Origin of the sequence: Bacillus sp. NTK074B (genome assembly GCF_017303375.1) — a bacterium.
Classification (GTDB): Bacteria; Bacillota; Bacilli; order Bacillales; family Bacillaceae_B; genus Rossellomorea.
The window spans coordinates 158,214-178,253 of sequence record NZ_JAFKOH010000009.1; the positions used below are offsets into that span (position 1 = coordinate 158,214).

General features: G+C 44.0%; 20 protein-coding genes. 9 read left to right on the plus strand and 11 right to left on the minus strand.

From position 1 onward, the window contains the following. Positions 1–3: 3 nt before the first annotated feature. On the minus strand, positions 4–1,002 hold the full coding sequence (locus JI667_RS16005; RefSeq protein WP_206856956.1) for a nuclease-related domain-containing protein: 999 nt from the start codon (positions 1,000–1,002) through the stop codon (positions 4–6). Positions 1,003–1,270: 268 nt separating this feature from the next. On the opposite strand from JI667_RS16005, the gene JI667_RS16010 reads away from it, so the two are divergent. Next, positions 1,271–2,482: an MFS transporter gene (locus JI667_RS16010; protein ID WP_206856958.1), complete on the plus strand. Its 1,212-nt coding sequence runs from the start codon at positions 1,271–1,273 to the stop codon at positions 2,480–2,482. 85 nt (positions 2,483–2,567) lie between these two features. Here JI667_RS16010 and JI667_RS16015 read toward each other — a convergent pair whose 3' ends face one another. Next, positions 2,568–2,723, minus strand: a complete 156-nt coding sequence (locus JI667_RS16015; RefSeq protein ID WP_079532121.1) for a DUF1540 domain-containing protein — start codon at positions 2,721–2,723, stop codon at positions 2,568–2,570. 113 nt (positions 2,724–2,836) lie between these two features. Further along, positions 2,837–4,027, minus strand: a complete 1,191-nt coding sequence (locus tag JI667_RS16020) for an MFS transporter (protein ID WP_244668359.1) — start codon at positions 4,025–4,027, stop codon at positions 2,837–2,839. Positions 4,028–4,188: 161 nt separating this feature from the next. Here JI667_RS16020 and JI667_RS16025 point away from each other — a divergent pair, with 161 nt between their 5' ends. After that, entirely contained in the window at positions 4,189–4,617 is a 429-nt protein-coding gene (locus JI667_RS16025) for a MarR family winged helix-turn-helix transcriptional regulator (protein WP_206856962.1), read from the plus strand. 10 nt (positions 4,618–4,627) lie between these two features. Then, positions 4,628–5,383 carry a sugar phosphate isomerase/epimerase family protein gene (locus tag JI667_RS16030; RefSeq protein WP_206856964.1) on the plus strand — a complete coding sequence of 252 codons (756 nt, stop codon included), beginning with the start codon at positions 4,628–4,630 and terminating at the stop codon, positions 5,381–5,383. 45 nt (positions 5,384–5,428) lie between these two features. On the opposite strand, the gene JI667_RS16035 is transcribed toward JI667_RS16030, so the two are convergent. Beyond that, positions 5,429–6,409, minus strand: a complete 981-nt coding sequence (locus JI667_RS16035; RefSeq protein WP_206856966.1) for a zinc-binding dehydrogenase — start codon at positions 6,407–6,409, stop codon at positions 5,429–5,431. Positions 6,410–6,633: 224 nt separating this feature from the next. On the opposite strand from JI667_RS16035, the gene JI667_RS16040 reads away from it, so the two are divergent. Then, a complete protein-coding gene (locus JI667_RS16040) occupies positions 6,634–7,011 on the plus strand; it encodes a winged helix-turn-helix transcriptional regulator (RefSeq protein ID WP_206856967.1) in 378 nt (125 codons plus the stop codon). A gap of 38 nt (positions 7,012–7,049) precedes the next feature. Here the strand turns inward: JI667_RS16040 and JI667_RS16045 are convergent, their stop codons facing one another. Next, a complete protein-coding gene (locus JI667_RS16045; protein ID WP_206856969.1) occupies positions 7,050–7,940 on the minus strand; it encodes a TIGR01777 family oxidoreductase in 891 nt (296 codons plus the stop codon). 343 nt (positions 7,941–8,283) lie between these two features. Between JI667_RS16045 and JI667_RS16050 the strand changes: the two genes are divergently transcribed. Continuing rightward, the gene (locus JI667_RS16050) at positions 8,284–9,927 is read left to right on the plus strand and encodes a M4 family metallopeptidase (protein ID WP_206856971.1); all 1,644 of its coding nucleotides are present in this window, start codon (positions 8,284–8,286) and stop codon (positions 9,925–9,927) included. 152 nt (positions 9,928–10,079) lie between these two features. Continuing rightward, positions 10,080–11,168: a GGDEF domain-containing protein gene (locus JI667_RS16055; protein ID WP_206856977.1), complete on the plus strand. Its 1,089-nt coding sequence runs from the start codon at positions 10,080–10,082 to the stop codon at positions 11,166–11,168. Positions 11,169–11,262: 94 nt separating this feature from the next. Here the strand turns inward: JI667_RS16055 and JI667_RS16060 are convergent, their stop codons facing one another. Then, a complete protein-coding gene (locus tag JI667_RS16060; RefSeq protein WP_206856978.1) occupies positions 11,263–11,673 on the minus strand; it encodes a DoxX family protein in 411 nt (136 codons plus the stop codon). Positions 11,674–11,754: 81 nt separating this feature from the next. Beyond that, on the minus strand, positions 11,755–12,702 hold the full coding sequence (locus JI667_RS16065; RefSeq protein ID WP_206856979.1) for an arginine deiminase family protein: 948 nt from the start codon (positions 12,700–12,702) through the stop codon (positions 11,755–11,757). A gap of 127 nt (positions 12,703–12,829) precedes the next feature. On the opposite strand from JI667_RS16065, the gene JI667_RS16070 reads away from it, so the two are divergent. After that, on the plus strand, positions 12,830–14,134 hold the full coding sequence (locus tag JI667_RS16070; RefSeq protein ID WP_206856981.1) for an amino acid permease: 1,305 nt from the start codon (positions 12,830–12,832) through the stop codon (positions 14,132–14,134). Positions 14,135–14,138: 4 nt separating this feature from the next. On the opposite strand, the gene JI667_RS16075 is transcribed toward JI667_RS16070, so the two are convergent. Then, a complete protein-coding gene (locus JI667_RS16075) occupies positions 14,139–14,894 on the minus strand; it encodes a YqcI/YcgG family protein (RefSeq protein ID WP_206857065.1) in 756 nt (251 codons plus the stop codon). A gap of 55 nt (positions 14,895–14,949) precedes the next feature. Continuing rightward, complete coding sequence (locus tag JI667_RS16080) at positions 14,950–15,579, minus strand: LysE family transporter (protein WP_206856983.1); 630 nt, start codon at positions 15,577–15,579, stop codon at positions 14,950–14,952. 186 nt (positions 15,580–15,765) lie between these two features. Between JI667_RS16080 and JI667_RS16085 the strand changes: the two genes are divergently transcribed. After that, on the plus strand, positions 15,766–16,356 hold the full coding sequence (locus tag JI667_RS16085) for a spore coat protein (RefSeq protein ID WP_244668360.1): 591 nt from the start codon (positions 15,766–15,768) through the stop codon (positions 16,354–16,356). Positions 16,357–16,468: 112 nt separating this feature from the next. After that, positions 16,469–16,963: a L,D-transpeptidase family protein gene (locus JI667_RS16090; RefSeq protein ID WP_206856987.1), complete on the plus strand. Its 495-nt coding sequence runs from the start codon at positions 16,469–16,471 to the stop codon at positions 16,961–16,963. A 43-nt stretch (positions 16,964–17,006) separates the two neighbouring features. Here the strand turns inward: JI667_RS16090 and JI667_RS16095 are convergent, their stop codons facing one another. Together JI667_RS16095 and JI667_RS16100 are read right to left on the minus strand one after the other, a co-directional pair. Beyond that, positions 17,007–18,203, minus strand: coding sequence for an aspartate kinase (locus tag JI667_RS16095; RefSeq protein ID WP_206856988.1), 1,197 nt, complete (start codon positions 18,201–18,203; stop codon positions 17,007–17,009). 496 nt (positions 18,204–18,699) lie between these two features. After that, positions 18,700–19,947 carry a homoserine dehydrogenase gene (locus tag JI667_RS16100; RefSeq protein WP_206856989.1) on the minus strand — a complete coding sequence of 416 codons (1,248 nt, stop codon included), beginning with the start codon at positions 19,945–19,947 and terminating at the stop codon, positions 18,700–18,702. Positions 19,948–20,040 lie beyond the last annotated feature (93 nt).

A 20,040-nucleotide genomic window follows, 5' to 3' on the forward strand; every position in this document is an offset into this window, starting at 1 on the left:
TCGTCAGGTTTGGCGGGTTTTTTGTTTTGGTGTATTTTTGTTGATAGATAGGATGTAACGGGTGCCTTTTCCTGTTCCGGTGGTGGGGAGGTTGAGGGATTGAAGGAGTCTTTTGGCGACATAGGGTGAATCAACTTCTAAGAACCATCTTAACTCGGCATTATTGATCGTAGGGCCAATCAATAGCTCATAATCTTTTAGAGCCCCTATATGAGCATCTCTATCTTGTTTATTACACCCGCGGCATATCCAGCTACCATGTATCTTCTTTAAAGAATGATTGTGGCAAAACCTGCACCTTACCCCTTTAATAATCTCTCCCTTTTTAAGATTATATCTTTCCATAACTTCTGGTTGTAAATCCCTATGCTGCTTTTTCATTATACGAATGACCTTTTTCAATTGTTTTGGAGAAATTGATTCATTAAGGATTATTTTATCGATATCCTCTAGTTTCTCCAATAAAGTATGGCGATTAATAACCACCTTATGAAGGGTTTTGTTTTCTGAAGATGTTCTAATAATCGTACGGTCATTGCTCATGACTACACATGACAATATCGGGATAGTGGGGAATCCATTTTTACCTAACCATTCTTCAAGCTGTTTTTTCTGCCGTTTGATTTGGAGTGTAGGGTCTGGCAAAGCTGTTTCCATGCCGTCTTTTGTTTGTATTAATTGATTAAATATAGGGTCGAAGAATGCAGTTCCAGCCAAGTACTTAACCTCAATAATAAGAATGAATTTTGTTGTCATGAGGAGCGTGTCGATTTGAAAGAAGGTATGCTTGTGAGGAATTCTTAAATCATTAAGAATAAAGTAATTTTTGGGTTCTAGAAAGCTTAAGATGAAATCCAAGGCCTCTTCCCCTTTAAAACCTGCCATTCTTTTACCAAGTTCTTCGGAGATAACAGTTCGTTTAGGGTGTTGAGGGGATAGTCTCCGCAATAAGGCTTGCAAAATGAGGATGATTCGGGGAATTGATCGTTCCTTTTCAACCATTTGATCACTCCAATCAGTTTTGTTACTGGTTCTATTCTCTATTGTTTAGTAAATTTCCTTCTTGAACCTGACTGGAAATTATTTATCGGCGAAAAATGAAATTTAACGGCGAAATAAAAAATTTAACGGCGAAATTTTCATTTTATCGGCGAAATCTCACTTATATCGGCGAACCACCAACTCTCCCACAAAAAAACCATTCCCATCCCACCCCTACCATAGTATATTTAGAGTAACGAAATAAATCGACTGCGAGGGACAGACCTATATGTGGAAAAATAAGAATGTGTGGATATTATTGATCGGGGAATTTATCGCCGGGCTTGGATTGTGGCTGGGGATCATCGGTAACTTGGAGTTTATGCAGGAGAAGGTGCCATCTGACTTTCTAAAGTCGGTCATCCTGGCTTCTGGGCTTCTCGCGGGTCTCGCTGTCGGTCCGCTCGCTGGAAAAATAACGGATCAGGCGAATAAAAAAACTGTGATGCTCGTCTCGGGGTTCACACGTGCGATGAGTGTGGTATTCATGCTGATTGCCATCTATACGGGTTCGGTATTATGGATGGTCATCTTTTTAGTCAGCATCCAGATTTCTGCTGCTTTTTATTTTCCTGCTCTCCAGGCCGCGATTCCGATGGTGGTAAAAGAAAAAGAGCTTCTGCAGATGAACGGGGTCCATATGAATGTTTCCACCCTTTCAAGGATCCTTGGGACGGCATTGGCGGGGATCCTGCTGGTCATCATTTCTTTATCTATGCTATATGTTCTTTCCCTGGTCGCTTATCTTGCCCTGTTCCTCATGACATGGTTCCTGACGATCGATGAAACACAGCAGGCAAAACCTCAGGGCTCAAAAAGAGCAGCAGGCTTCAAGGAAGTATTCCCGGTCATCAAAAGTCTTCCCATTGTGCTTATGACACTTGTGATGACCCTCATACCCCTGTTATTTATCGGTGGATTCAACTTGATGGTCATCAACATCAGTGAGCTTCAGGACAGTTCCGCCATTAAAGGGTGGATCTATACGGCTGAGGGGATTGCTTTTATGACGGGTGCATTCGCCGTTAAGAAACTCGGCGAGAAAGTATCCCCATATAAAATTCTGTTCACCTTCAGCTTTGTGATCGGGATTGCGCAGATGCTTCTTTACTTTGCTACAAGCCCCGTGATGTCCGTACTTGCGTTTACTGTTTTTGGATTTTCTGTAGGATGCTTCTTCCCAACGGCCGCCACCATCTTTCAAACGCGGATCCCGAAAGAATTCCACGGACGCTTTTTTTCATTCAGAAATATGCTCGACCGGCTGATTTTCCAAGTGGTGCTACTTTTAACCGGACTCCTGTTGGATCTGGTCGGACTACAGATCATGACGTTCTTATTCGGTATACTGTCCCTTGCAATGACTGGACTATTCTACATGAAATACAGACAGCTCAAAATCACTACATTGTCAGAACAAACTAACTCCGCCCACATCTAATTGTGGGCTTTTCGTATAATAATGAGAATTGTTATCAATACTAAGTCAAAAGAAGACAACCACGCCCATGGTTGCCTTCCTCGTATTACATACCGGGTTCGAATGTTTTGCAATCTGTTTCTTCGCTGTTATGCGCCTTGTTCCCTTTATGACTCACAACGAAAATCTGATCGGCAGAGCATTTCTTACCTTCGCTGTTGTACCTGCAGTTGCTTACTTCACAAAGTACGTCTTGTGCCATGGTATTACACCTCCCCTATATCATTAGAGTGTACGATTCATTTCAGGTTCATACCTTCACTTTAACCTCTGCCCATGAAAAAGGGACTCACCTAAGGTAAGCCCCGTCTCATCCTATAATTCCAATACTTCTCTTTGATTCACTGCTTCTTCTTTTCTCTTAGTCACAATTTTATATGCTGCCACCGTGATCAATACCACTCCGCCAGAGATCAGATATAAAACCGGGAAGCCGAACTGGGAAGATACAATCCCCAACACAAAGGAACCGACGGCTATCCCCATGTCGTAAAAAATGAAGAAAGTGGCCGTGGCATGTCCCGTTCTGTTTTTTGGGGCGGCTTGAATGGACATGGTCTGGAAGCTTGGAAGCAGTGCTCCATACCCAAGTCCGATGAGGGTACCTGCCACTAATAACAACACAACGGAATGTGTCATACTTAAGAGAACCAATCCAATGGCAAAAATGAAGAGGGATGGATAGATGACCGCATTCGGTCCCGATTGATCGAATAATCGTCCTGTAAATGGCCGAGTTAATAGCATGGCCGCTGCAAAGACGACGAAGAATAAGCTGACCGAATCAAAGAGTCCGACGGATTTTGCATAGACAGAGATAAACGACATAATCCCTGAATAAGCAAAAGCCGTCAAGAAACCAACCAGCGCAATCGGGATGGCCTTCACTTCCATTAAATCCTGAAAGGTCAATCGCCTGGAGATCTCCGCTTTCAATATTACTTCCTCGTTCACCTTCATTCCGAATGTACAGAAAAAACCGATGACGATGATCCAAGACAGCCCCATAAACAAAGACGTATACGGAATCCATCTAATGAGTGCCAAGGAAAGAAACGGTCCAACCACCACCGCCAGATTCATCGACATGGCAAAGTATCCAAGTCCCTCCCCTTTCCTGTTCGCAGGGATCATATCAGCGGCAATCGCTACTAAAACCGTTGAGCCGATACTGAACCAGATCCCATGGAAGAATCGAAGTCCCATTAAAAGATAAAAATCATTTACCCAGAAGTACATGAATGAAGAAACACCAAACAAGAGCACACTCATGCTCAGCGTGTTTTTTTTACCTAACATTTCAATGATTTTCCCCGAAAACGGCCTTACAATGATGGCCGATAATAAGAAAACCGTCGTAGCAAGTCCAGATTGGCCTTTTGTTCCATGAAGTTCATCAATCACATAAAGAGGCAGGACCGTTAATAAAGAGTAAAAAACCAAAAACATGAAAAAATTATTCAGTAACGCCATTAAAAAAGGACGTGTCCAGATGTTTTGTTTCATTGACTGTTCCACTTCCATTCTCCTTCGTCCAGTTAGTTGTTATACTAATTATATATACAACATGTATATTTGTAAATATAGTTGTTGTGACAATTAATTTTATATTTCCTGATTTTCATGTATGATAAAGAATAGAAAATGACTATAGAAGGTGAATAACCATGACCCGCGATGAATCCATTGGTTTGTATACAAGCCACACAGTTAAGAATATCATTCGATTCCTCACCCTCCATCTAAAAGACTTTGATGTGACACCTGAACAGTGGACCGTTCTAAAGAGGCTTGCAGAACAGGATGGAGTCAGCCAGAAACAGCTGGCCAAGAGGTCAGAAAAAGATCAGCCTACCGTGACCAGAATATTGGATATACTTGAAAGAAAGGAACTGATCTACAAACAAAAAAACACTGAAGATAGACGATCCTTCCTTATCTTTATTACAGAAAAAGGAATGAAAGCAAAAGATGAACTGTCCCCCTTCATAGAAAATTTGTATGAAGACACCATTCTCAAAGGAATTTCAGAGGAGGAATTAGAAGTATATAGAAGCGTTCTTTCTCAAATCAACGCGAACATGACCAGAGGATAGGAGTGTCGGTATGAAACAAATCCCTGTTGCCCTCCAGATGTATACATTGCGGAACGAGGCGGAAAAGGATTTCAGAGGTACACTGCAAAAGGTGGCAGAATTGGGGTATGAGGGTGTGGAACTTGCTGGCTATGGAGGATTTTCTTCCAAGGAGTTGAAGAAAGTACTCAATGATTTTGGGCTCCGGGCAGTCTCCAGTCACATACCACTGTCTGAACTAAGAACCCGGTTAACCGATGTCATCACCGATCAGCTGGAGCATGGCACACGCTACGTCGTTTGTCCCTACCTGGCTCCTGAAGAACGAACAGAGAAAGATTATTTCCGTTTGATTGATGACCTGAACACCATTGGCGCGAAATGTTTTCAAGGGGGGATCACCCTCTGCTATCATCACCATGACTTCGAATTAACGACCCTTTCCAATGGAAAAACGGCTCTGGAGACTATCCTTTCAGAAACTAATCCTCATTGGGTCAAAGCCGAATTTGACGTGTATTGGCTGACCTATGCAGGGGAAAATCCCGTGGAATGGTTGAAGCGTTACCAGGGCCGGGCTCCCCTTGTCCATTTAAAGGATATGACGACGGAAGGAGAGCGATTCTTCGCGGAACTTGGATCCGGTGGTGTGGACCTCGATTCTGTCCTGGAATTTGGAATGCACAGTGATGTGGACTGGTGGATCGTTGAACAGGATGAGTCAAGGATTCCTCCCATCGACAGCGTCCGAAAAAGTCTTGAATACTTACGACATAACAAAGCGTAATGCAAAAAGGAGAGCCGCGTTAATAAAAGGCTCTCCTTTTTCTCATTATTTAAGTTTCGCTACGATCTTGCCTTTCACATGACGGTCAGATAAACGACTCAGTGCTTCGGGTACTTCTTCAAGAGTGACCGTCTCCTTCAACATGGCATCCATCTGCCCTTGTTCCAACAGGGAAAGCATTTTATCCCCTATTACTGCAAAGTCTTTCTGCGCTTTGAAGTCATCTGTTTGATGGGCTGCTGCAAGAGCGATTTCGTGATAAGACACGACTTTTGTGAACGAGTTGATTTTGGTGAAATCAGGTGCACCGGCGATATATACCAGGTGCCCCATATAGGCCAAGGCATCCAGTGAATCTGTCGCACTCTGTCTGCTGACAGCATCCACAACGGCGTCCACACCTCTGCCATCCGTAATTTCCATCACCTTTGCTGTAACATCTTCTTCCCGGTAGTCGATACAATAGTCTGCTCCAAGTGATTTCACATAGTCATGATTGTGACGGGACGCAGTCGATATGACGGTCTTCCCTGCAAGTTTCGCAAGCTGCACACCAAACCCGCCTACTCCACCGGCACCTCCGTGGATCAAAATCGTCTCGATGTTGTCGAGGGGCAGTTTACGGTGAATGGCCTGGTAAGCCGTATAACCCGCAGTCGGAAGGGCTGCAGCATCCTCAAAGGAAACGCTGTCCGGGATGCGAGAAACCGTATGGGCCGTGATGATCGCATATTCTGCATATCCGCCTTTTTTCGTAAAGTCACCGTGATAAACGACACGGTCCCCTTCTTTAAAGTCTGTTACTCCCTCACCAACTTTTGCGACTTCACCTGCCACATCCAAACCGAGAATATGTGGGTACGACCAGACAGCCATCCCATTCGTGGCTGTCTTGTAATCAACCGGATTCAATCCGACTGCATGGACCTCTACGAGAAGTTCTCCTTGTTGTGGTGAAGGTGTTTCGATTTCCTCCACCTGCATGTCTTTCCATAAACCTTTTTCTTTTAATAATAGAGCCTTCATTATCTTCATCTCCTTAAGAGCGTTATGATTATTTTGCTTACTTGGTATATAATATATACTATAGACTTGATTAACAAGTAGGCACTATTTAGTATCCTGGTTCCCGTTTGGAAACCTTGGAGGTGCCTTCGTTCGTTGATGAGGCGGTTCAGCTGCTGAAAAATCTTCTTTATGTAACAACTTAAACACAAAGGAACACCACATACAAACCAGGAGGTATTCTTATGAAACAACTAAACCCCGAATATCAATGCTCCATCGACCTCGTGATCGACGTCATCGGAGGGAAATGGAAGGTCCTCATACTGTGGAATTTAAATGAAGGGGTAAAACGATTTAATGAATTGAAGCGTTCCCTGCCGAACATCACACAGAAAATGCTTACCCAGCAGCTTCGGGAGCTTGAAGAGCATGGACTCGTCTCCCGGGCGGTTTACCAGGAGGTCCCGCCGAAGGTCGAGTATTCTACGACTGAAATGGGAAAGAAGCTTCAAAGCACTTTATTTGAGATGTGTAAATGGGGAGATGAATATGCCGGGCAGAAAGGGATTGAGATGAACCGGTGCTGGACGACCTATGATTTCATGGAGAACGACCGGTAGTACGAAAAGGACTTGCCACTGTGACAAGTCCTTTATCTTCATTTAGCGAGTATCTGTTTCAGCGCCTTTTCCAACGTGTCATATTGAAATACGAATCCTGCTTTCTCTAACCTCTCTGGAAGGACCCATCTGCTCTTCAGGACTAATTCGGTTTCCGTTTGAATCAGCAGGGAACCTACTTCGAGCATCCATTTCGGAGTCGGAAGACCGACCTTCCTGTTCATATCGTTTCTTAATTGTGCCATGAATTCCCGGTTGGTGACAGGATCTGGAGAGGAGCAGTTAAACACCCCGGATAACTCCTTCGAATCCTTCAGAAAAAGGATGGCGCGGAACAGGTCTTCAATGTGAATCCAGCTGAATTTCTGACTCCCTGTCCCCTGCACTCCCCCAAGGCCAAGTTTGACCAGATTTTTATAAGGTGTCATCACTCCGCCATCGGGCCCAAGTACAATGGCGATTCGTAAAGCGGCCCGCCTGGTATCCGGCAAAGAGTGGGAGAAGAATGCCTTCTCCCACTCTTTGGCCACTTCGACAGAAAATCCTGTGCCGATCTCGCCGCCTTCTTCTGTCATAGGCCGGTCTTCTGCATGACGATAAATGGTTGCCGTGCTGGAATTGATCCATAAAGGCGGTGGGTTCTGACATTGTAAGAGGGCGTTCCCCAAGAGTTCCGTTGTTTGGGTCCTAGAACGGAAAATGTCGGCTTTATTTTTTTCATTGTAGCGGCAGTCGACTGACTTTCCTGCAAGATTGATGAGCATGTCGGCCCCCTCTAATGACTGAACAATATCATTGGGGCTTTCCCATGACACATGCGGCGACTGCCTTGAGATGATGGTCACGTGATAGCCCTTCTCCATAAATTTCTTCTGAAGATACCGGCCGATAAAACCGGTGCCCCCTGCTATGACGATCTTATTTTCCACAGTATCAACTTCTTTCGCCGAATTAGTTTGTGAATATCTTCACATTAATTATACCAAATCCTGTCACAATCTCAAATGAAAATCTCCCTTATCCCCCATCCACAAAATCAGTGGAATATTCCTAGAAAAATATTTTACTGTGAATGGAATAGATAACGGTAGAAATTCACCCCTAATTTGTTTTATATCGACAATATTAAACACTAAATATTTTAAATTAACTGAAAATTACCATTTTTTACATTGCGGATCTTTCTTTTTTTTACTAGACTACTAATTAGCCGCCGGGGCCAAAAGAAATAGCTATTTCCAAAATCTATGATCAAAAGGGGAAATTGTAATTATGTCGAAAAAGAAATTAGTCAGTTTAGCACTAGGTACTTCTCTCGTATTCAGCGCCTCTTTTACGGGTGCTTCCGCATTTGCCCAGTCTTCAGATTCGATTACTTCTAAAATGGACATTCATCAAAAGGTCATGAACATAGATAAAAAAGGGCCAAGCTTCTTATCTGGGAAACTATCAAAAGGTATTGTAAAGAACGATCAAGATGTGAAAACGTTCATGAAAGAGAATAAAGAGCTTTTCGCCATCGATCCCCATTCTGAACTGACATTACTGGAAAAAACGACAGACGATCTTGGAATGTCTCATTATCGATTCACTCAATCAGTGGACGGTGTCCCTGTTGATGGAGCCATCTTCATTGTTCATACAAACAAAAAGAATGAAGTGACGGCTACAACTGGTCAACTTTATAAAGAAGCTTCTAAAAAAGTGACCAAGACAAAATCAAAAATCAATCAAAAGTCAGCTACGGACCTTGCCTGGAAGCATATCGGGCTATCTAAAGCTGATACAGTGAATGGAACTCAGGATCAGTTTGCCATTGATGCAAAAAAAGACAGTCATGTTGAAAGCACGACCGAAAAAAATGATTTAGTGATTCATGAAAAAGATGGAAAGTTCACTCTTGCTTATAAGGTACAGCTTCAATTCATCGAGCCTTATGGAGCGAACTGGCAAATTTATGTTGATGCGAATGACGGATCCATCGTCGAAGCTTATAATGCTGTAACAGATGCAGCTACGACAGGTAACGGTTATGGAGTTTTAAATGACTATAAAACTCTTAATACTTATTCTTCAAATGGAACCTATTACTTATATGATACAACGAAACCAATGAATGGTGTCATTGAGACCTTTACGGCCAATAACGGGTCAAGCCTTCCAGGAAGCTATTCCGTTGACAGCAATAACTCCTGGACTGCTTATTCTCAAGCTGCTGACGTAGATGCCCATGCTTATGCCGGAAAAGTCTATGACTATTATAAAAACACACATAACCGAAATAGTTTCGACAATAATGGAGCCACTATCCGTTCTACTGTCCATTATGGATCCAATTACAATAATGCGTTCTGGAATGGGTCACAAATGGTATATGGTGACGGGGACGGGTCAACGTTCACTTCCTTATCGGGTGCACTGGACGTCGTTGCCCATGAGCTGACTCATGCCGTGACGGAACGTACTGCGGGATTACAATATCAATATCAATCCGGAGCCTTAAACGAATCATTCTCTGATGTATTCGGTTATTTCTTAGATCCGGGTGATTATTTAATGGGTGAAGATGTTTACACACCAGGCATCTCTGGAGATGCACTGCGCAGTCTTTCTAACCCATCTAAATATGGACAACCGGAACATATGAATAACTATGTGAATACTTCTTCGGATAACGGTGGTGTTCATACAAACTCCGGTATCCCGAATAAAGCGGCTTACAACACGATCTCAAGCATCGGTAAAGCCAAAGCGGAAAAAATCTACTATCGTGCCCTAACTGTCTACTTAACACCAACAAGTAACTTCAGTTATGCACGTGCAGCCCTTCTTCAATCAGCGGCTGACCTTTACGGTAGCGGAAGCTCAACTTACAATTCCGTCAAAGCTGCATGGGATGCTGTAGGGGTATACTAATCTAAATATGTGGACTAAAAAGCCATCCTTTTTGGATGGCTTTTTATATTGGAAGAACTTCTCATAAGTCCTTCACCATTTCCCCTGCAGAACCGATATAATAAATATAGGTACATCGTCACATGCCCCTATTACTTCAAGGAGGAATTAGTTTGCTGGAAATTTTATTTGTTAACTTGTGCATTATCATTTCATTTTTATATTTTGCCGGGATTGTAATGAGAAGTCCCCAAAGATCCTCCTTCACTTCCCTTTTATTCATGGGCATATTCTTCGGGATCCTCGGCCTCGCTCTCATGCACTTTACGATCCCCCTTAAACATAATACCATCATGGATTTGAGACATTTGGCAACGGTCACGGCAGCTGTTTATTTGGGCTGGATTCCTGCCCTCCTATCCGCAGTTGTCATTACTGCCGGCAGAATTCTCATGTTTGGGATGACACCCCAAGCCTTCGTTGCAGGCATCGGGATGATTCTAATCGGACTTTTTTGCAGTCTTTTGGCCCGACTTCCCATGAAGAATCTGTATAAGCTACAAATTTTAAATCTTATAAGCTTGATGATTATATTTCTTGCTCTATCCAGAAATATAGGCTTACCAGAAACTCTGAAGGTTTTCCCATACCATTTTCTGACTTCAATAGCAGTTGGGTTTATTGTCTTTTTTATTGGGGATCAGATCATTCGTTCAAATGATCAGTATCATTTAATGAAGCAAAGTGCAACGATTGATTTTCTCACCAACTTAAATAACGTAAGACAGTTTGATGTGTGTTATAACGAGGCCCTCAAACACGCTAATGAAAGAAAGGAAAAACTTTCTTTGCTGCTTATTGATATCGATCACTTCAAGAATGTAAACGATACCTTTGGGCATCAAGCAGGTGATGAGGTCTTGAAAGAACTTGGAAAAGTGTTAAAACACCACTCCAGATCCTTTGATATTGTTTCAAGGAATGGAGGAGAAGAATTCAGTATACTTCTCTTGGATTGTCCACATGGTCATGGAATGGTCATTGCCGAAAGAATTAGGCAGGCAGTTGAAACCCACAAGTTTTTCATTAAAGAAGATCAGTTTATTTCTATTACGGTATCAATCGGAGTGTCCACTTTCCCAGATACTCTTTCACAGGACGGAGAAGAGATTTTCGAGCAGGCAGATAAGGCTCTTTATTTGGCGAAGCGTACTGGACGAAACAAAGTATGTGATTTTCAAATGGTTCAAGCCATAGACTAATACAACAAGATTCAACATCCTTTCCCAGGAAATGATGCTGATATTTGAAGAAAGAAGGAGAAGGGCGTCGATCACCTTCTCCTTTCTTCTTCATTTAACCCGTACTCATTGAGTTCACCTTTCGACGTTCTTTATCGAGCGCACTCATGACGGACCACTTGTCACTACCCGTGATCGAAAGCATGACCGACAATGCCAATAATACTAAAGGATACTCATATCCTCCAATGAGACCCATCTTGAATTTCACCAGTACAATTGCCCCCAGCATGGTAACCCCTATTGCAGCGGCAGACGGGATCACATAGAAACCGAGCATCAACGTTAAGCCCCCGACCGCTTCTATGACGGCCGTTGTATAGGCCATCATGGGGGGTAAACCGAGCTGATCGAACATCCCGATGGTTTGTTTCATATCCATTATTTTCTGCATACCGTGTGCGACCATAATCATTCCTAAAATCACTCTTCCAATCAGAAGGGACCACTCTACTCTTTTGTTCATCTCAACCACTCCTCTTTAATCAAGCTAACGCCCAAACATTCTGGTTGGATCACTCATTGTTTTCATAAAAGGAGCTGTGTGTTATTCGTTTCGTTCAAATGGCAAGGTCATGCAGCGAATTCCGCCCCCGCCTTTTTCGAGTTCGTTTACGTCCACCTCGATCAAATTCTTAGCTTTTAATTTCGGATGATCCTTGAATATTTTTTTATTGGCTTTTGTACTCACCAACAGTGTCTCAGGATCCAGGTTCAAAAAGTTGATGTCAGCTACCGTGTGTTTTACTTCATCGGTCCATAGCACATCAAAGCCCTGTCGCTTGATGAAGTCTTCCATCATCACATACTTTCCGCTTTTTTCAGTCACGACCTGGACTGGGAAAAGGCGCATATAACTTTTCGCAATCAGGAGATCCGATCCCGCTACATTACAATTCATATCCAAATGCATCGTTTCACCTGTACGCGGCAAGTCGATGACACCGATCTCAGAAAAACCAGCTTGAAAGATTTTTTCTTTCATCACCTCTACACTTTCAATACTGGACCGAAGTCCGGTATTGATGAAGACGGCATTACGATTTAAAACGAATACGTCCCCATTCTCTAAAGCCTTTAACCGATTATTATCCTTTATGGAAAAAACCTTCTCCCCAAACCAGTCTTGAAACAACTGGTGACAATGTTGGTATTCCGGTGCTCTCATGGTAATACCAGCATCTCCGGGTATGACTGTGTTGCCATATACACACGCCAAATCCCTGACAAAAACGCGATTGATGAGCTGTCGATTCAGTTCAGCTTCCTCGCTCTCCAGATAATTTGAATAATCGATTACTGTTACGCCCGCATCTTCCATGGCTTTAACCATCTCTTCATGGTTTTCTTTGGCTTTCTGTTGATTAACCGGCTTTTCCCACCCAACATAATCCGCTGTTCTTTGATCAGGTACGTCCTGTAAAGAAGGTGCGCATACCATGACCTTCTTCAATTCTCCATGTTCGCTCCAACATTCTGGTTGAATTCTCACCATAGCCAACCTCCTAGATTCCATTCTTTCTTACTTTCTCCTTCTAAATGAAAATCATTCTGATACTTTGCACATAATTCACGTGTCGGAACGTCAAACTATGGGAGATAAAGGACAGGTGAAGAATAGTATGAGTAAATGTACGAATCAAACGAATATTTCATGGTGGCAGCTGTCTTTTATTGGAGTGGGGTGCATCATCGGTACCGGATATTTCCTTGGTTCGGCGATTCCCATTCAAAGGGCGGGATCATCGGTTCTCCTTGCCTATTTGATCGCTGGTATCGGTACATGGATGGTGTTCCAGGCACTTGCCAAACTCACTGCTCATCACCCTGAAAAAGGCTCATTCCGAACATATGCAAAGCAAGCTTACGGATCATGGGCTGGATTTAGCAATGGTTGGGTGTATTGGTCAGCAGAAATGCTGATTATGGGAAGTCAATTAACAGCATTAGGCCTATTTGCACAATTTTGGTTTCCACGTATTCCCCTTTGGATATTTACGGCAGGATTTGCTGGTCTAGGTTTATTGATCATCCTACTGGGTGTCCAGAAAGTGGAGCAAATGGAAAATGTATTTGGAGTGATGAAAGCGGCAGCCATCGTCATGTTCATCCTCATTGCCGGAGCCGCCATGCTTGGATGGATCGGGGATGGGACCGGGGAACTGCACTCCCCCTTCAAGCAGATACTCCCACACGGAGGGAAGGGATTATGGCTTGCCCTTCTTTTTGCGTTCTATGGGTTCGGGGGGATTGAAGTGATGGGATTGATGGCACAGGAATTAAAAGATCCAAAGGATGCTCCCAAGTCGGGGAATGTCATGCTGATCATTTTGACCGTTCTCTATATTGCCTCCTTTTACTTCGTTCTAAAACTGGTTCCAGCAGAAGCGATCAATCCTAATGAAAGTCCATTTCTAACAGCCCTTAAACAATATCATTTCCCATGGGTATCTCATGTGTTTAACTCCGTGTTGATTATTGCAGGATTTTCTACAATGGTTGCCTCATTATATGCCGTAACAACGATGCTCGTCGCACTAGCCGAGGAAGGAGATGCTCCCCCTCTGTTTGCTAAAAAGGGGAAAATGAACGTCCCTCTTCCTGCCTTCCTATTAACGGTATTTGTTGTTGCAGTATCCATTGGGGTGGCCATGCTCCTCCCTGAGAAACTCTTTGAATATGTAACGACAGCTGCAGGGCTTATGCTTCTGTATACGTGGATCTTTATTCTGGCTTCTTTCTACAAGCTGATGTGCAAAACAGCGTGGGATCTGACTCAAACCATCATTGGCCTGGTTCTTATTCTATTCGCCATCAGTGGCACCCTGATGAACGGTGTAAGTCGCATTGGTTTCTTCGTGAGCATCGGATTCATTCTGCTGATTGGCCTGGCCACTTTCATCAAAGAAAAAAGAGATAAAGCATGAGGCTTTATCTCTTTATATTCTTTAAACTGTTTAAGAAGGGGCACTTGCTCAAGGAAGAGTCATCGTCGCTAAGATAATATTGCTTCCACTCATAGTTATCTTTTTGTCCATACCACTTCAGGCTTGGATGAGGCTCCATCTCATCGTACTCAACCAGTCTTTTACGTATGACTTTTTTTAATTTCTGACCAAATGTTGTGGAAGAATTGATTTCATCAAAAACCCATCGAGGCTGGAATGCGAGCATGAAGTAAGGAAAGTGACGACTCTTCCTGACTGTGTGGGCAGGAGTGGCACAGAAAGCAAAATAAGCTTCTCCATCAAAACAGAACTCCCATGTGTGATCGTGGGGGTCCTTAGCAATATTCTCTGGCCACTCTTTATCATCCAAGTCATGGACCCGGTTTAACATAGTCCAGAATATCTTCTCATAGGATTCTACAGAATTATGGTCCCCTTCTAATTCTGTAGAATTAAAAAACACGACAAGAGAAGCATAATTCCCTGTCTCCCTTGAAATTTGACCGTATTGTTTAAGTAAGTATGCAAGCTTTATGGCAGCTTCGTCGTTTTCAGGATCCTCTGCAAATCCAAATCGCAGTGTATCTGTCAGAAAGCCTTGTTTTCCTGGCACGCACGGATAGGGGTGTTCTTCATCACACATGACAGAAGAGAAATGATGGAAAGCTGATTGCTGCCATGGGTGAAGTTCTTCTAAGTGCTGATCGATCCAACTTTTTGAATATAACATCTCGACGATCCCTCCTAAAGATTACTCATTTATCCTATTAGGAGAGACCAAAGTGGGTGTCTGTCTAGCCAAATAATAACCGGCAGGCCTGGACCCCGAAATAAATACCAAATCCCATGAGGATGAGCCCTGAACCAATGGAGATGGTACGTAGAACCCGTGGGCTCACAATCTTCCTGGCACCAGTTGCGACACCGGCCATCGTCAAGTCCCAAAGAGTTATTCCGAGAAAAATACCCATGCTATACAAAAAAAGCTGACCAGTTTCATAAGTGCCTGACGTTTGGGCGAGGACCGATCCATAAATTCCGAGCCAGAACAAAATACTCAATGGATTTGAAATGGCCATAAAGAACCCTGTACGAAAAGATTTCCCTTTTGTCTCGGATGGAGTATAGTGAACGGCTTTGGAAGTGGTTCCCGACTTTTGAATGCTCTCGATCCCCGTATAGGTTAAAACAAAAAAACCAAAGCTCCATAAAAATAGTTTAATGACCGGCACCTCAATAAATTGTGCGATTCCGAAATAAATGAGAAGCATAAAGATCCCATCCGCCACCATCCCCCCTATTCCCACCAGCCAGGCATGCATGAAACCGAAACGAATCCCCTTATCCAACTGAGCTGCGTTTATCGGCCCCATAGGTGCAGATAGAGATAACCCCAAAACGATATAACTTACAAATATACTCATACTCAACCACCTTTAAAAATTGACTTTTACCTATTCTATTCGGACAAGTTCATATGTATTAAACTCTTGTACCTGAAAAATACATAAATGTTTAACATGTGGTTATTCTAAAGAACGATGCAATCACCAAGGAGGAAAAAATCGGTGCAAAACCAAAATCAATCAAACCAAAGTCAATTATCTAATATGACGCCTAATATGATGAACACACAGGCTCATAACCATGGGGGACATGAGCTGTTTGACGCCCATGAAATCATCGCAGGAATCATCAGTATGCTCGATCAGTATCAAATGTATGATCAACATATTCAGGATCCTGAGTTAAAAGATATCGTAAAGCGGCAGACAGCGTTTGTGACGACTATGTATAATTCAATCGTAGGAAGCTTTTCAACTGGCCATGATCCACAAATACCGACCCAGCAATACAAAATGACCCAATCCCACACTGCCACTTACGGCATCAAACCTGGTGCTCCCAAAAAGCCCAATCAGTCCGTGAATGACCTTTCAGACAAAGGCTTGTCTGCGTATATGCTTGGACAGACCAAAACATTGGCCACTCTCCTTGCCATGACAGCTCTCGAAATGACAAATCCGGTGCTGAGACGGGTTGTAGCCGACAGTGTACCGAATTTCATTGAAATGAGCTATGAAATTTTCCTTTATCAGAACAAGCATGGGTACTATCAGGTCCCTCAACTGAATGATCAGGATATGACCCTGATGCTGCATAGCTATACGGAAGTTCCACAGCAGAATCTTCCTCAATAACGACCACTTGACGCCTGCCCTCAGAATGCAGGCGTTTTTTATTTTCTACGGCTCACTGATTTCCTTACCTGCACATAGAATGAAGGGAAAGTAAAACAGGAGGTGACCCCTGTTGATTCATACGGTAAAAACAGGAGAAACACTTGGCCAGATATCAAGGGATTACAGGACCCCCCTTTCTGCCATCCTTACGGCTAATCCGGGTATCAATCCGGATCAAATTTATCCCGGACAGACGATCACCATCCCCGGTATCCCCGATACGACCGGCAATCCTTATAGAATAGAAGTCTCTGTTAACAACCGGACCCTCCGTCTATTCAAGGATGGTGTTCAGATAAAACAGTATCCCATCGCTGTGGGAAGGGTCCTGTTCGAAACGCCCATCGGGGATTATATCATCATCAATAAAGCACCAAATCCCGGGGGACCATTTGGAACGATGTGGATGAGTTTATCGAAGGAAAGCTATGGGATACATGGTACAAATAACCCGGCTTCCATAGGAAATGCGGTCTCTAAAGGGTGTATAAGGATGTATAACAAAGACGTGGAAGAGCTCTCGGAAATCGTGCCTGTCGGAACGCCGGTGTCAATAAACCCATAATAAATAGAGAAAAGTGTATAGAAAGGACTATACACTTTTCTCTCTATAATACAGCCCTTTTGGCTTCCATATAATCCAGACCAAAGTGCATATGAAGGATTCTTGCTGCTTTTTCAACATCAGGCCGATCGACAAGGGCACTTAGACCAACGGATGATTCCCATACCGACACTTTCCCGATATGATAGTCATGAAAAACATTGGTGACCTTCTCTTTTACTTCCCCGGAAGAATGGATATTTCCAATCACACATACCTTCGATACATCCTCCATTATGTCAAAATGAGAGTAGGCCCCGCTGTACTTGCTGAGGATTTTCTTCACAGCATGAAGATCTTCATCTTTAATGATCAGTGCCAGTTCTTGGCGATGCTTGATCCTCTCCGTTTCAATATGATGAGAATCAAGGTCATACAGAATCAAGGATTCTCCTCCGTCACATCCATGGATGGTAAGGACTGATACACCTTTCTGGAGCGCTACGCCGACTATGCTTCCATTCTTTTGAGCTTTAGCGCTGATAACGGTTCCCCATCCCTCCTTTAAACTGGAACGGACGATTAAAGGGACAAAATGTTCCTTTGCATGTTTGATGGCTCTCGGATGCAGGACATTGGCTCCCATCGTAGCAAATCGGAGCATGTCATTATACGATAAGCCGTCGATTTTGGCAGCCCTGGGAACCACTCTCGGATCTGATGTATACACCCCGTCTACATCCGTGTAAATGTCGCACCGATCCGCTTTCAAAGCGGAAGCAAGGGCGGCTGCTGTTGTATCTGAACCACCCCTTCCGAGCGTAGTGAGCTCTCCTTCATCTGTCACCCCTTGGAAACCGGCAACCACCACAATCCGTCCGGCTGATAACTCCTCCTTGATTCTCCCTGTTTCAATGGAAGTGATCTTGGCATTTCCGAACACCGCGTCTGTCCAGATCCCAGCCTGCCTGCCTGTCAGGGACACTGCCTCGGCCCCTTTATGCTGAAGGGCCATTGTAAGAAGGGAAATCGTGACCTGCTCACCTGTTGAAAGGAGCATATCCATTTCCCTTTTTGGTGGTACATCAGACAGTTCACCTGCAAGTTTTACAAGGGCGTCCGTCGTTTTATCCATGGCCGATACAACCACTACCACGTCATGCCCCTTCTCCTTTTCCTTCAACGCATAACCTGCTACCCGTTTAATCCGATCCGCAGAACCTACAGAGGTTCCACCAAATTTCTGAACGATGATACTCAAGTGATCCCCCTACTTTCTATCAGATCTGTTTGCTTTCCTTAGGCTGTCTTCGTATAAGCTGTTGCTTTTAGTGGAGCGAGTAGCGGTTGATTTCCGCTCCAGGTGCTCGCTTTCCGCGGGTCTGGCGGTGAGCCTCCTCGGGCTAAAGCCCTGTGGGGTCTCACCTGTCCAGCGTTTCCCGCAGGAGTCGAGCACCTTCCGCTCCAATCAACTTTCTGACATACGTTTTTTCTCTAATCAAAGTAAATGTCATATTTTCGTATAGCCATCTTTTATAAGCTGAAAGGCCGATTCATTTGATCAGAATCCACACCTCTATTTCTGGCTTTTGATATATCATAAGAAACTATTTAGATAACGAGGGGGAACTCCGCAAACATCTGCAGAAAACAGGCGTGCCGAATCCCCGCTCGGCAAAATTGTGTTGAGGAAGTTCTGCCGAGGAAACCAGATAACAACAACCTTTGCAAGAAGAAGCTACCTTTTTAGAAAACCGTCAGGAAACCGACGCGCCTTCTTTCACTGCATTTTCAAGTGGAATTTCTTCCAGGATGGACACTGCCTGGAGATGTTCCTGTGATTGAAGAAGCGTTTCTATGTCCTTCTTCCTGCCTTCTACAAAGACATACAGGTAATCGCCTAGCTGAATGCGGTCTTTTAGCGTGAAAAGGGTAATCCACCGCTGATAGTCTTCATTTGCAGGGACGCGTAAGACCCATTGGCCTGTGCTTTCTTCGGAAACCTCCTCATTGTGTACTGCACTTTCAGGAGAAGCCGTGTATTTCCCTTGAATCAAAGATAGAAAGTCCTCGACCATGGCACTTCCGGTCGGACACTTACCGGCGCCCGGGCCCAGCAGTGTGATTCTTCCAACCAGACTCCCTTTCAATGAAATCGCATTTTCCACATCCTCCACCCCGTAGAAAGGGTGGGTGTCATGGACGAGGACCGGCTCGACTTCTCCTTTGATCCGGTTGAGTCCGTCACGTTCCAATGAACCTGCATGTTTAAAGCGCAAGCGGAAGGACTCCGCTGCCTGCAACCACTCTGCAGTCAGGTGTGTGATCCCCCTGCGTCTGATATCCTCCCAATCCGGCTGTCTCCCAAAAGCGGTCTGACTCAAGATCAGCAGCTTATAAAAGGCATCATATCCTTCAATGTCGCTCGTCGGGTCTGCCTCTGCGTACCCCTTTTCTTGAGACTGTCTTAGAGCGGTTTCAAAAGAAAGACCCTTTTTTCTCATTTGGGACAAAATGAAGTTGGAAGTCCCATTCAATATGCCTTGGATGCTTCTGATTTCATTTACCTTCAGGAGCTGGCGGATCGTGCCTATGACCGGGATCCCTCCGGCCGTTGTCGCTTCGAAACCAACGGATACACTGTGGCGTGTTGCCTTCTCCAAAAGATCGGGTCCATATTTAGCAAACATGGCTTTATTGGCCGTAACGATGTGGATCCCCTTCTCCACTGCTTTCGATAAATACGTGTATCCCGGTTCTTCTCCTACAATGGCTTCAAAAATCACATGAAGATCCGGTATGTCGAGAATGTCCTTAAATTCTGTCGTGACCTTAATGGAGGGATCGATTTCCCTTTGTTTGACGGGGTCCTTGATAAGAATCGCCCTCACCTTCACCTCTTGACCCAGTGCTTCCTTCAATCTGTCCTGGTGTGTATCAATGGATTCACATACCCCTTGACCAACGGTTCCAAATCCCAGAATGGCTACATTTATGGCTGACATGATTCTGCCTCCCTCTTCGTTTTATTCCTTCATCCCTGCCTGAAGATCCACGGGGCGTGGTAGAAAGAGGGTATAAAGAAAAGCCCTCTTCTT